The 12,038-nt window shown below is 56.9% G+C and carries 14 protein-coding genes; 1 reads left to right on the plus strand and 13 read right to left on the minus strand.

The annotated features are described in order from the left end of the window. Nucleotides 1-16: 16 nt before the first annotated feature. The 6 genes from DXH95_RS06280 to DXH95_RS06305 form a co-directional block, all read right to left on the minus strand. Nucleotides 17-715 carry an aspartate/glutamate racemase family protein gene (locus DXH95_RS06280; protein ID WP_115548539.1) on the minus strand — a complete coding sequence of 233 codons (699 nt, stop codon included), beginning with the start codon at nucleotides 713-715 and terminating at the stop codon, nucleotides 17-19. 85 nt (nucleotides 716-800) lie between these two features. Then, on the minus strand, nucleotides 801-2,297 hold the full coding sequence (locus DXH95_RS06285; protein ID WP_115548540.1) for an NAD(P)(+) transhydrogenase (Re/Si-specific) subunit beta: 1,497 nt from the start codon (nucleotides 2,295-2,297) through the stop codon (nucleotides 801-803). Between the two features lie 3 nt (nucleotides 2,298-2,300). Continuing rightward, nucleotides 2,301-2,582, minus strand: a complete 282-nt coding sequence (locus tag DXH95_RS06290; RefSeq protein WP_115548541.1) for a proton-translocating transhydrogenase family protein — start codon at nucleotides 2,580-2,582, stop codon at nucleotides 2,301-2,303. A 4-nt stretch (nucleotides 2,583-2,586) separates the two neighbouring features. Further along, complete coding sequence (locus DXH95_RS06295) at nucleotides 2,587-2,946, minus strand: hypothetical protein (RefSeq protein ID WP_115548542.1); 360 nt, start codon at nucleotides 2,944-2,946, stop codon at nucleotides 2,587-2,589. Then, nucleotides 2,943-4,070 (minus strand): NAD(P) transhydrogenase subunit alpha, encoded by a 1,128-nt coding sequence (locus tag DXH95_RS06300; RefSeq protein WP_115548543.1) that lies wholly within the window; start codon nucleotides 4,068-4,070, stop codon nucleotides 2,943-2,945. Before DXH95_RS06300 ends, DXH95_RS06295 begins: the two co-directional genes overlap by 4 nt. Nucleotide 4,071: 1 nt before the next feature. After that, a complete protein-coding gene (locus tag DXH95_RS06305; protein ID WP_115548544.1) occupies nucleotides 4,072-4,194 on the minus strand; it encodes an aa3-type cytochrome c oxidase subunit IV in 123 nt (40 codons plus the stop codon). Nucleotides 4,195-4,362: 168 nt separating this feature from the next. On the opposite strand from DXH95_RS06305, the gene DXH95_RS06310 reads away from it, so the two are divergent. After that, a complete protein-coding gene (locus tag DXH95_RS06310) occupies nucleotides 4,363-5,784 on the plus strand; it encodes a sigma-54-dependent transcriptional regulator (RefSeq protein WP_115548545.1) in 1,422 nt (473 codons plus the stop codon). Here DXH95_RS06310 and DXH95_RS06315 read toward each other — a convergent pair. From DXH95_RS06315 to glmM, 7 genes are all read right to left on the minus strand, one after another. Further along, nucleotides 5,781-6,197, minus strand: coding sequence for a DUF2177 family protein (locus tag DXH95_RS06315; protein WP_338061702.1), 417 nt, complete (start codon nucleotides 6,195-6,197; stop codon nucleotides 5,781-5,783). The genes DXH95_RS06310 and DXH95_RS06315 overlap by 4 nt on opposite strands. Before the next feature lie 66 nt (nucleotides 6,198-6,263). Continuing rightward, nucleotides 6,264-7,358, minus strand: coding sequence for a dihydropteroate synthase (folP, locus tag DXH95_RS06320; protein WP_239016558.1), 1,095 nt, complete (start codon nucleotides 7,356-7,358; stop codon nucleotides 6,264-6,266). Then, the gene (locus DXH95_RS06325; RefSeq protein ID WP_115548546.1) at nucleotides 7,355-8,497 is read right to left on the minus strand and encodes a site-specific DNA-methyltransferase; all 1,143 of its coding nucleotides are present in this window, start codon (nucleotides 8,495-8,497) and stop codon (nucleotides 7,355-7,357) included. Before DXH95_RS06325 ends, folP begins: the two co-directional genes overlap by 4 nt. 231 nt (nucleotides 8,498-8,728) lie before the next feature. Continuing rightward, nucleotides 8,729-9,283 (minus strand): ribonuclease HII, encoded by a 555-nt coding sequence (locus DXH95_RS06330; protein ID WP_115548547.1) that lies wholly within the window; start codon nucleotides 9,281-9,283, stop codon nucleotides 8,729-8,731. Then, complete coding sequence (thiD, locus tag DXH95_RS06335; protein ID WP_115548548.1) at nucleotides 9,280-10,413, minus strand: bifunctional hydroxymethylpyrimidine kinase/phosphomethylpyrimidine kinase; 1,134 nt, start codon at nucleotides 10,411-10,413, stop codon at nucleotides 9,280-9,282. Before thiD ends, DXH95_RS06330 begins: the two co-directional genes overlap by 4 nt. Further along, nucleotides 10,410-10,634, minus strand: a complete 225-nt coding sequence (locus DXH95_RS06340) for a DUF1272 domain-containing protein (RefSeq protein ID WP_115548549.1) — start codon at nucleotides 10,632-10,634, stop codon at nucleotides 10,410-10,412. Before DXH95_RS06340 ends, thiD begins: the two co-directional genes overlap by 4 nt. Continuing rightward, nucleotides 10,634-12,001 (minus strand): phosphoglucosamine mutase, encoded by a 1,368-nt coding sequence (gene glmM / locus DXH95_RS06345; protein ID WP_115548550.1) that lies wholly within the window; start codon nucleotides 11,999-12,001, stop codon nucleotides 10,634-10,636. Before glmM ends, DXH95_RS06340 begins: the two co-directional genes overlap by 1 nt. Nucleotides 12,002-12,038 lie beyond the last annotated feature (37 nt).

The raw sequence follows: 12,038 nt of genomic DNA on the forward strand, positions 1-12,038 counted from the left end.
TTGCCAAGGGCTTACATCAGGGCGCGTCGCCAAAAATCCAGTCGACGCCGGCATCGGCATGGATTTCGGCGCTGTCATAAATCGGCAGCACATTGGCCTTTGTATCAACAATCATACCAAGCTCTGTGCAACCCAACACCACGGCGTCGGCACCGTCCTTGTCGATTTCGGTGATCATCGTCTTCAGCGCGCGTTCCGAATTGCGGACAACCTGTCCCGCCATCAGCTCGTCATAGATGATGCGATCGAGTTCCTCGACATCATTCGCCTCCCATGGGAGCAGAGTCACGCCGTGCTTGACGAGCCGCTGGCGATACCAGTTTTCGGCCATGACATTGCGCGTGCCGATGAGAGCGGCAGATTCGACGCCATCGGTCTTCATCTTCTGGCCAACGGCATCGGCGATGTGCAGCACGGGAACTTTCACCGCATCCGACACCCGATCATGCACCTTGTGCATGCTGTTGGCGCCGATCAGGATCGCGGTTGCACCGCCCGCTTCAAGTCGTTTGGCTGACGCGACCAGCACCTCTGCCACCCGATCCCAATCCTGATCAGTGGTCGCTTTCGCCAGATCGCAAAAATTGAGATTGTCGAGTATCATTGGCGCGCTGCACATCATGTTTGCACGGCGCTGCACCTGCTTGTTGATCCGGCGATAATAAAATTCGGTCGAATACCAGCTCATCCCGCCGATCAGGCCGATTTTGCGCATATATAATTTCCCTAAAATGGAATCATATCGCCCCGGATTTGCAGGCCGGGGCGACGTGTTGATTCAGCGGATAGCGCGCTCTGGCCTAATGCTGCAAGGCCTTCACAATATCGTCGACCATTTTCTTCGCATCGGCGAGCAACATCATCGTCTGATCCATGTAGAAGACATCGTTATCGACACCCGCATAGCCCACGCCGCCCATGCTGCGCTTGATGAAAAATACGGTCTTGGCCTTATCGACATCGAACACCGGCATGCCATAGATGGGGGAGGATTTGTCGGTCTTGGCCGCCGGATTGACCACGTCGTTCGCGCCAATGATGAAGGCCACATCGGTCTGCGCAAACTCGCTGTTGATGTCTTCCAGTTCGAACACCTCATCATAAGGCACATTGGCCTCGGCGAGGAGCACGTTCATGTGCCCCGGCATACGCCCTGCGACCGGGTGGATCGCATATTTGACGCTGACGCCCTCTTTCTTGAGCAGATCCGCCATCTCGCGCAGCGCATGCTGTGCCTGCGCCACCGCCATACCGTATCCGGGGACGATGATGACACTTTCGGCCTGGCTCATCATATAGGCGGCGTCCTCAGCAGAGCCTCGCTTCCAAGGGCGGTCAACTTTCGCTGCGCCGCCTGCAGCCGCGCCCGAATCCGCACCGAAGCCACCGGCAATCACCGAGATGAAGCTTCGGTTCATCGCCTTGCACATGATGTAGCTGAGGATAGCGCCCGACGAACCGACCAGCGCACCCGTGATAATCATCGCGCTATTGTGCAGCGTAAAGCCCATCGCCGCAGCCGCCCAACCCGAATAGCTGTTGAGCATTGAGACCACGACCGGCATATCTGCGCCGCCAATGGGGATGATGAGCAGGAAGCCAATGATGAAGGAGAGCGCGGTAATAGTCCAGAAAATCCATGGCGATTGGTCGACTACGAAATAGGCCGTCAGTCCCAAAATTGCTGCCAGCGTTCCTAAGTTGATCACGTGCCGCATCGGCAGCAAAATGGGTGCGCCGGACATTTTGCCCGCAAGCTTCAGAAACGCGATGACCGAGCCGGAGAAGGTGATGGCGCCGATGGCTACACCAAGACCCATTTCTATCCGGCTGACAGGATTGATCAAGCCAAGCTTTGCAAACTCGGTTGGATCCATAAACTCTTCAGGTGTCGCAAGAATGCCAAATGAAGCGGGGTTGAGGAACGCAGCTGCAGCCACAAGTACCGCGGCCAAACCGACCAGCGAGTGGAAGGCCGCCACCAATTGCGGCATGTCCGTCATCGCAATCTTGCGCGCGGTCGTTAAACCGATCACCGCTCCCAAACCGATCGCGCCTAAAACCCAAGCAATTGCGCCAAAGTCCGGGCCGTGATAGCTGTTAAAATTGTCGCCTTGGATCATGGGAACGTGCGTGACCAATGTCGTAACAACGGCGATCAGCATCCCCGCCATGCCAAAACGGTTACCGCGCCGCGACGAAACAGGTGAGCTTAACCCGCGCAATGCGAGAATGAAAAATACCCCGGAAACAAGATAGGCAAGCAAAGCCCATGCGGGAACGGCTGCATGTTCCATGACTTACTTGTCCTTTTTCTTGTACATAGCGAGCATCCGCTCGGTCACCGCAAAACCGCCAAAAATATTGATGCTGGCTAGAACTACGCCGAGCAGTCCGAGCCACTTCGCCCCCGGCGCACCCGAGGCCGCGGCTGCGATCAAAGCACCAACAATGATCACTGAGGAAATCGCGTTGGTCACCGCCATCAGCGGCGTGTGCAGCGCAGGTGTGACCGACCAGACCACATAATAGCCAACGAAGCAGGCCATCACGAAGATGGATAGGATACTTATGAAGTCCATGCCTTTAGTTCCCCAGTCTTTTTTCCAACTGCATCAATGTAGCTTTGAATTGTTTTTGCTGACCCTTAGGCTTGTTGCAGTAGAGCACTCGCGTCATACCACCGATCCATGACCAGTCTTTGAAATCTTGTGGGTAGCGATTTGAAATCACTTTTCTTATTTGTTCCATTCGATTGCCGTAACGGCGTTGATAAACCTTCTGGGATTCAGAAATGCTCGTTCTAAGCTCGCACGCCCGTTCGTCTACTGCGAGGTCCAATTGTGATTTCATCTCGTTGTACAGTAAAACTAACTCTTTCCCCCCATCGACCGGTAATCCCGGATTTACGGGCGCGGCTGCGAGCAACAGGGCAATGAGAGTCACAGCAATCTCTCGCTCACAACCTTACCGTCTTTTGTCAGACGGATCGCGGCGGTGATCTCATCGTCATCCGGCAATACCGGCCTGTCTGCTTCCTTGTCCCAAAAGGCGGAGAGGAAGTTGAACAGGTTGCGCGCGAACAGAGCTGATGCATCAGCGGCCAAATGCGCGGGGGTGTTCGAATAGCCTATGATCTTCACGCCATGCTTGATGACAACTTCGTCGGGCTTTGAACCTTCAACATTTCCGCCCTGCGCGACTGCCAGATCGAAAATCACACTGCCGGGTTTCATCGACGCGATCTGCGCGTCGGTGATTAGGCGCGGCGCTGCCCTTCCCGGGATCAGCGCTGTGGTGATGACGATGTCCTGCTTGGCGATATGGCCCGACACCAGATCGGCCTGCGCCTTTTGATATTCGGGCGACATTTCGGATGCGTAACCGCCCGCACCTTCACCTTCGATGCCAGCTACATTTTCAACGAAAATTGGCTTTGCTCCGAGGCTTTCAATCTGTTCCTTGGTCGCCGAACGGACGTCTGTGGCGGAAACAACTGCGCCCAGACGGCGGGCCGTCGCTATCGCCTGAAGGCCAGCGACACCCACGCCCATGATGAATGCCTTGGCGGCGGTAATTGTGCCTGCAGCCGTCATCATCATCGGAAAGGCGCGACCATAGGCTGCGGCGCTATCGATAACGGCTTTGTATCCCGAAAGGTTGGACTGCGAGGAGAGTATATCCATCGATTGCGCACGGGTGATGCGCGGCATGAATTCCATGGCAAGAGCTTCGACACCGGCTGCTGCATAGGCATCAACGCGTTTGCGCTGACCGAACGGATCGAGCCCGGCGACGAGCCAAGCACCCTTGGCAGCACCTTTCAGCGCCTTGGGATCGGGGCCCTGAACACCCAACAGGATATCCGCGTCTTTGGTGACTACGGCTGCAGTTCCGATGGTTGCGCCGACGGCTTCATAGTCTGCGTCGGCAACAGATGCGTTTTCACCCGCACCTTTTTCAATCGCGACACTCGCCCCGAGGCCAATGAATTTCTTGACGGTTTCAGGAGAGGCCGCAACCCGTGTTTCCCCGGGTGCGGTCTCTTTGAGAACAGCGATTTTCGCCACTTTATGCGATAACCAGAACGACTATAGCAGTGACGATTACAGCAGCGATGGTTCCCCATTTCAGCAGCGACAGAAAGCCCGTATAGGTTTCGCTTGCTGCACGGATATCCTGATTTCCAGCCAATTCAGCCTCCCTTTGCTTGATACCCGCCGAAACGGGCCACAGCCGCTCTTAACCAGCTCCGCAAAATTGCTCAAGCGTCACGACGACAGAAATGTTGTTGCATGCTTAATCGGCTCTTAACCTCTTCTTGCTACGGCAATTGTTCACCTCGCCCTGCATGGACAGAGAATGGCTGAAAAAGAAACGCGACTATTGATGCTTGTAGACGACGAGCCTGCCCAGTGCAGGCTGGTGTCGGCTATCGCCGGTCGCGCAGGCTGGCGGACGATTTTTGCCCGCGACGCCGAAACCGCGATCGCCATGCTGGGAACGCAAGAAGGGATGATGCTCGACGCGATCATCATCGACCAATGGGTGCCGGGTTCGGATTCGGCTGGCCTGATCGCAGAATTGAAATCGCGCCGCCCTGCTTTGCCGGTTCTGCTGCTTACCGCTATTGGTTCGACCGACAGCGCGATTGATGCCATGCGCGCTGGTGCTTCCGATTATATCATCAAGCCGGTGGCCGCCGAACGTCTCATCGCAGCGCTCAGCCTCGCGGCGACCCATGCGCGCAATTTCGGCGAACTAATCCCGCTGACCGAAAAGATTTCACAGCCGCTCGGCTTTGACGAAATTATCGGCACAGCTCCCGCATTCCGCACAGCTTTGGCGATTGCGGCAAAGGCCGCCCGTAGCCGCGCGCCCATCTTTATCGAAGGCGAAGGCGGCGTCGGTAAGGAAGTTGTTGCCGACGCAATACATGCTGCCAGCCCGCGCGCGCGCATGCCCTATTTGAAGGTTAACTGTGCAGCGATTGCACCCAATCTTTTGGATTCGGTTCTGTTCGGCCACGAAAAAGATGCTTTTACCGGCGCTTTCGACCGCCGCGTTGGTATATTCCAGCAAGCCGAAAATGGTACAGTTTTCCTCGACGAAATCGACCAATTGCCGCTGGAAACGCAGGTCCGCCTCGTCCGTTTGCTGACCGAGGGCGAGATCCAACCGCTGGGCTCGCCGCATAGCTATCGTATCGACGTGCGCGTCATCACCGCCTGCAACCAGAACCTTACCGCTAAACTCGCCGACGGCAGCTTCCGCGAAGACCTGTTCTACCGCATCAACGTCGTGCAGTTGCACATCCCTGCCCTGCGCGAACGGATCAGCGACATTCCGGCACTTGCCCGACATTTTCTGGGTCGAATGGCAAGCCAACCCGGATTGCGTAGTTTAGGTATCACCGAAGAAGCGCTGTCACTTCTGAAGGACTATCATTGGCCGGGCAATGTCCGCCAGTTGCAAAGCGCGCTCTTCCGCGCCGCAGTGTTATGCGAGCGTGACGCCCTGACACCAGACGAATTTCCACAGATTGCGGCCGCTGTCGGCAAGCGCACTGTGAGCACAGTTGCAATGAATGACGGCATCGGCGTGACCCTTTACGAGAAGGATGGCAATTTGCGTCCGCTGGAAGAAATCGAGGCTGATGTGATCCGCCTCGCCATCGGTCATTATCGTGGTCGCATGACCGAAGTTGCGCGGCGCCTCGGCATTGGCCGCTCGACTCTGTACCGCAAACTGGCCGATCTAGGTATCGAAAGCAGCGCCGCTTAATTCTTCCCGAAGATCAGCGTGGTGGCCCACCATCCGCAAAATGATGCGGAGCCGGTCAGCACCGTTCCCCAAATAATATCCAACACTGTCACCTTGGTGCTCCAGACCTTCAGCGTCGCATAATTGGTCAAATCATAGGTCATATAGCAGAAGAAGCCGAGCAGCGCGCCCCAAACCAAGGCAGTCTGCCACTTGCCGCTGTGCAACGCCGGCCCTACCGCAAAGATCATCATGCCCAATATGTAGAGCAGATAAAAAGCAACCGCCGGACCAAGCCGGAACCCGCCTTCATACATCAGATCGCCAATTTCGGGTTTGTAGAGCCGCTCATACATCGTCCGGAGCCAGACGCTGTCGATCAGCGCGAACGAAACACCTGTTGCGATATAGGCGACAATATATTTTGCGATCATGCTGCAATCTCCTGCTTGCAAGATAGCATCGGGGCCAAAGCAAACGATACGGGTGAAACCCGTCGCTCAGCCTGCCGTCAAAGCGGCATCGCGCAGCCCGCGCCAGACGTGGATTGCCTGCACCGTTTCGGGCACATCATGCACACGAACGATATGCGCGCCCTGTTCGACGGCCTTCATTGCAAGGAAAATCGAACCACCCAGTCGAGCATCGGCAGGCGCTTCGTTTGACAGGGCTCCGATCATGCGTTTGCGACTGGCACCGAACAGTAGCGGGCAGCCGATCCCGTGGAACAGCGACAGATTGTTTACCAGCGTCAGATTGTCCGCAAGCGACTTACCAAATCCGATACCTGGATCGATCAAAAGGCGATCACGCGGAATTCCGGCATCGATCAACGTCGCAACGCGTTCTTGTAACCAGTCATAAACATCGAACAGCACGTCATGATAGCCGTCACTCTTGTGCGGATCGCTCGACTGGCTCGGCGCGTGCATCAGTACAATCGGGCAATTGCTTGCCTTGGCGACTTCGAGCGAGCGATCGTCAAACAGCAGTGCCGAGATGTCGTTGATCATCGTGGCACCAGCCTGCAACGCGGCCTCCATGACAGCGGCCTTGCGGGTGTCGATAGACACGGCATGCCCTGCATTGGCCAAACGCTCGATAGCAGGTTGCACCCGCTTTATCTCGTCACCTTCCCAAACGAGCGGCGCTCCGGGACGGGTGGACTCCCCACCGACGTCGATGATCGCTGCACCGGCAGCCGCCATTGCACCACCGGTCTCGGCAAGCGCATCTGGATCATCGCCATGTTTGCCACCGTCGGAAAAGCTGTCCGGCGTGCAGTTCAAAATACCCATGACCCGTGGTTGATCGAGAAGGATGTTGCGTGCACCCATTTTGAGCGCAGGTCGTGGCGAAGTTATATTGGAAAGTTGCGACCGGGCCTTTTCAGCCAGATCCGTTGGCACACCGCCCAGGTGAGAGTCCAATGCGGCAAGAGATACCAGCGCTTTCGACGCCCGCTGACCACCCTCGGTTTCGATGACTTCAACTGCCGAGAAATAGACCATCGTCCCGGCAAGCCGCGCGGCGTGCCCGTCAAACCCGATGGGCGTTTCAATGAATGCGCAGGGGCGTAGGTAGATCTGCCTCACGGTTCATTGGCGAGCAGATAATTCTGCCGCAACTCGTCTATTACTTTCAATTCGCCCTCGCGGGTCTGGTAATACCAGAACATCCAGCCATTGCAGCTAGGCGCATTTTGCACCAGCGCACCGATTTTGTGGATCGAGCCATATTTGTTGTTCCACACGAGCGAGCCGTCGGCCCGGACAATCGCACCAAAGCGACGCTTCTTGTCGGTCAATTGTGCACCTGCCCGCAAATAGCCATTTTCGACCAACTGGCCAAAGGCAACCCGCGGTTGCGACTTGGGCGATTGCATCGTTTCAAGTGAGCTTTCATCGAGCGGCAGCGCCATTTCGATCCGCTCTTCGGCGACCTTGCAATATGTGCTGTCACGCTCGCAGCCGATCCAATGGCGTTGAAGCCTCTTCGCCACCGCACCCGTGGTGCCAGTGCCGAAAAACGGATCAAGCACGACATCGCCTGGATTGGTGCAGGCAAGAAGGATGCGATAGAGCAATGCTTCCGGCTTTTGCGTCGGATGCGCCTTGGTGCCGTTGAGCTTCAGCCGCTCCTTGCCACCGCAAATCGGGATCACCCAGTCCGAACGCATCTGCAACTCATCGTTCAGGGTTTTCATGGAGCGATAATGGAAGGTGTAGCGCGCCTTGTCGCTTTTTGCTGCCCAGATCAGTGTTTCATGCGCATTGGTGAAGCGCGTACCTTTGAAATTCGGCATCGGGTTCGACTTGCGCCAGATGATGTCGTTGAGGATCCAGAAACCCTGGTCCTGCAACGTCGCACCTACCCGGAAGATATTGTGATAGCTGCCAATAACCCACAAGGTGCCATCGGGCTTCAGGATACGCCGCGCCTCAGCCAGCCACTCTTGCGTGAATTTGTCATAGGCCGCGAAATTGTCGAACTTGTCCCAATCATCGTCAACCGCATCGACCTGGCTGCCATCGGGGCGCTGAAGATCGCCGCCAAGCTGGAGATTATAAGGCGGATCGGCAAAAACCATGTCGACGCAGGCATCCGGAAGCGACCGCATCGCTTCAATGCAGTCCATTTTCAGAATGCTGTCGAGCGGCAGAGTTTTCTTGTCGACTTTTGCGACCTTGGTTGCGGTTTTCGGTTTGACCGCAATTTTTTCCATAACACCCATTGTACGAGGCTCCCCGCCTGAACAGCGTAAATCAGGGGCCAGCGATGAGTCTTCGGGACTCGCAGGTCAAGCAGTTTCGATTACCGCGACTCGTTGGATTCCCTTGTAGAATCGCAAATATGGGCGGAACGAAAGGAGTCCGGCACAAGATATGGAGTCTCGCGATTCCAGCAGGACTCAACCCCTAGTGGTGTTGCCCGAAAGACTCACCCATAAAGATTTTACATTCAGTTACAGCAATTCCAACTGCGCCACCGGGGCAAAACTCCGGCGATGCAGAGGCGTCGGCCCCAAGCGACGCAACGCTTCGAGATGCCCGGCAGAGCCATAGCCCTTGTTGGAAGCCCAGCCATAGCCGGGGTGCATCGCGTCATAACTGCGCATCAAACGGTCGCGATGCTCCTTGGCGATGATACTGGCAGCAGAGATGCAGGGGTGGGTGGCATCGCCGCCAATTACCGCCTGTGCCGTGTAACGCCATTTAGGCAGGCGGTTACCGTCTACCAGCACTTGGACCGGCTCAATCGCTAACGCATCGACCGCGCGCGTCATCGCGAGCATCGTCGCCTGCAATATGTTGATACTGTCGATCTCCCCGACATCGGCAACGCCGATTGCCCAGCGACAAGACGCCTTGATCTGCATCTCCAATATCTCGCGCTTTTTGGCACTCAGCTTCTTGCTGTCATCGAGACCGTCTATGCCGCCGTCACAAAGCACCACGGCCGCCGCGACTACCGGGCCGGCCAATGGCCCCCTGCCCGCCTCATCTACACCTACGATCATATGCGCCAGGCTGGATAGCGCCGGTTTTCGCCTGCGCTGTACAGGCAGACGATATTTCCGGATGGGTCCAACAGCCGTGCCTCGCGCCATCCCCAGCTTTCATCCTGAGGCATCTGTTCGAACGCGAAACCTTCGCTGACGAGTTCATTCACCCAGGCATCCAGCCGCTTGCTCTCGAAATAGACGACGGTCGAGGTGGCGATATCCTGACTTTCGTGGATCGAGAAAGTTGCGCCGTTGGGCACCTCGAAACGAGCGTAGCCGTTGGAAGGGCTATCTACGATCTGCTGCAGCCCCAGCGCCTTGTAAAAATCCACCGCCGCCGCATAGTTGGTGCAACCAACAGTCACTTGGTTAAGCGAAGGCCCTTCGACCATAGCATCCTCACGGACATATTGGTGCCCCATTGGCCCGTGGCCCTGCCCGAGCCCCGGCGCATCGTGCAGAGCAAGTCGAACAAATAAGCGTGCGCGTTCGATCGACTGCTCAAGCGTAAAGCCCTGCCCCAATCCGGTCGCAATAGCACTGGCAAGCGTGCAGCCGGTGCCATGGGTATTGCGCGTTTCGATCCGCGGATCGGCCCAGTCGCAGCCTTGTCCCTCAGCCAGATCAAGGCGATCGACAATAAGGTCACCTTCCGCATGCCCACCCTTGATAAGGAGCGGTATATGGCGTTCGAGCAAAGCCTCTCGCCCGCCTAACGCCTCCAGTTCAGGCAGGTTAGGTGTCGTAAGCGTCGCAAGCCGCATCAGCCGTTCGAACGCCGAAATCGTATCGCCATCGGCAAGAATTGCCCCGCTGCTTGCGACCATGACGGGGTCGAATACGATCGGGCAGGACAATTCGGACAGGCTGTCCGCCACCGCATGCGCGGTCTCCGCACTTCCGATCATTCCGATCTTGACTGCATCTACGCCAATATCGCTGACCACTGCTGCAATCTGGTCGATCACCATCTGCGTCGGAATCATGTGTACCGCATCGACGCCCAGCGTATTTTGCGCGGTTATGGCGGTTACCGCCGTCATCGCGTGGCCACCCAGCATGGTGACGGTCTTGATGTCGGCCTGAATGCCCGCACCGCCGCCGCTGTCAGAACCGGCAATGATCAGGATGCGGGCGGTAGTCATCCCTTATACTTCCTCACGGTTGAGGCCGGATACTTCTCAAGCAATTTTGCCGTCCGCGTTGGACGGTCGAGCAATTCACCGCCGCAATTAGGACAGCGTTCGTCCAGCGCATCGGCACAATCGGCGCAGAAAGTACATTCAAACGAGCAAATGAAAGCGCCGCCAGATTGCGCTGGCAAATCGGCTCCGCACTTTTCGCAATCGGGGCGCATTTCCAGCATCAGACAGCTTCCTCTACGGCGGCGCAGATACGGTCGACAATCGCACGAACCTGCTTGGCATCGTCGCCTTCGGCCATCACGCGTATCAACGGCTCGGTGCCCGAGGGCCGAATGACAAGGCGCCCGGAGCCCTCCAACTCTTTTTCCGCCTCGGCAATGACCAACTGGACGGTGGCATTTTCCAGCGGCTTGCCGCCGGAATATCGTACGTTTTTGAGCAGCTGCGGAACCGGATCGAAAAGATGCAGCATTTCGCTGGCCTTCTTTCCGCTCTCAACCAGTTCGGCGAGGACCTGCAGCGCTGCGATGGTTCCATCGCCGGTAGTGGCATGGTCAAGCAGGATCATATGCCCTGATTGCTCCCCACCAACATTCATCCCACGCGCGCGCATTTCTTCCAGCACATAACGATCGCCAACCTTGGCGCGGACGAGTTCGAGATGCTGGCTTTGCAAATAGCGTTCAAGACCGAGGTTCGACATCACCGTTGCGACAATGCCCTTCCCACGTAACAAACCATTGCGGCTCATCGCGGTTCCGAGCAGTGCCATTATCTGATCACCATCAACAACGCGGCCTTGTTCATCCACGACAATCAGACGGTCGGCATCGCCATCCAGCGCAATACCGATGTCGGCACCTGCGGCGACCACCGTTTCTTGCAGCGTCGCCGTGTGGGTGGAACCGACACGATCATTGATGTTCTTGCCATTGGGATTGACCCCAATCGCAGTAACCCTTGCTCCCAATTCCCAGATTGCGGCAGGCGCCACCTGATAGGCTGCACCATGCGCACAATCGAGCACGACATGCAGACCGTCAAAACGGATATGCTCGGGCAAGGTCGCCTTTACCGCGTGGATATAACGCCCGCGCGCATCCTCGACGCGCCGGGCACGGCCTATATCCATCGACTTGGCAAGCTTGGGCGGTTGGTCGAGCAGAGCCTCGATCGCATGCTCATCTTCGTCCGATAGCTTGAATCCGTCGGGTCCAAACAGCTTGATGCCGTTATCCTCATAGGGGTTATGGCTTGCCGAAATCATTACGCCAAGGTCTGCCCGCATCGAACGGGTAAGCAGGGCAACTGCAGGCGTCGGGATCGGCCCGAACTGGATCACGTCCATACCGACGCTGGTGAAACCGGCCACCAGCGCGTTTTCAACCATATAGCCCGACAGCCTTGTGTCCTTACCGATGACAACGCGGTGTTTGTGATCGCCACGCAGGAAATGTGCGCCCGCTGCCTGCCCCACCTTCATCGCCATTTCAGCGGTCATGGCGCTGGCATTGGTACGCCCGCGGATACCGTCCGTGCCGAAATATTTCCTGCCGCCCAACTGCCAGACTCCCTCAATTTGTTGCATTCAGCCTTAGCCAGCGTCGCCACATGCTCCAAGCCGG

It is taken from the genome of Sphingorhabdus pulchriflava (assembly GCF_003367235.1).
Lineage (GTDB): Bacteria > Pseudomonadota > Alphaproteobacteria > Sphingomonadales > Sphingomonadaceae > Sphingorhabdus_B > Sphingorhabdus_B pulchriflava.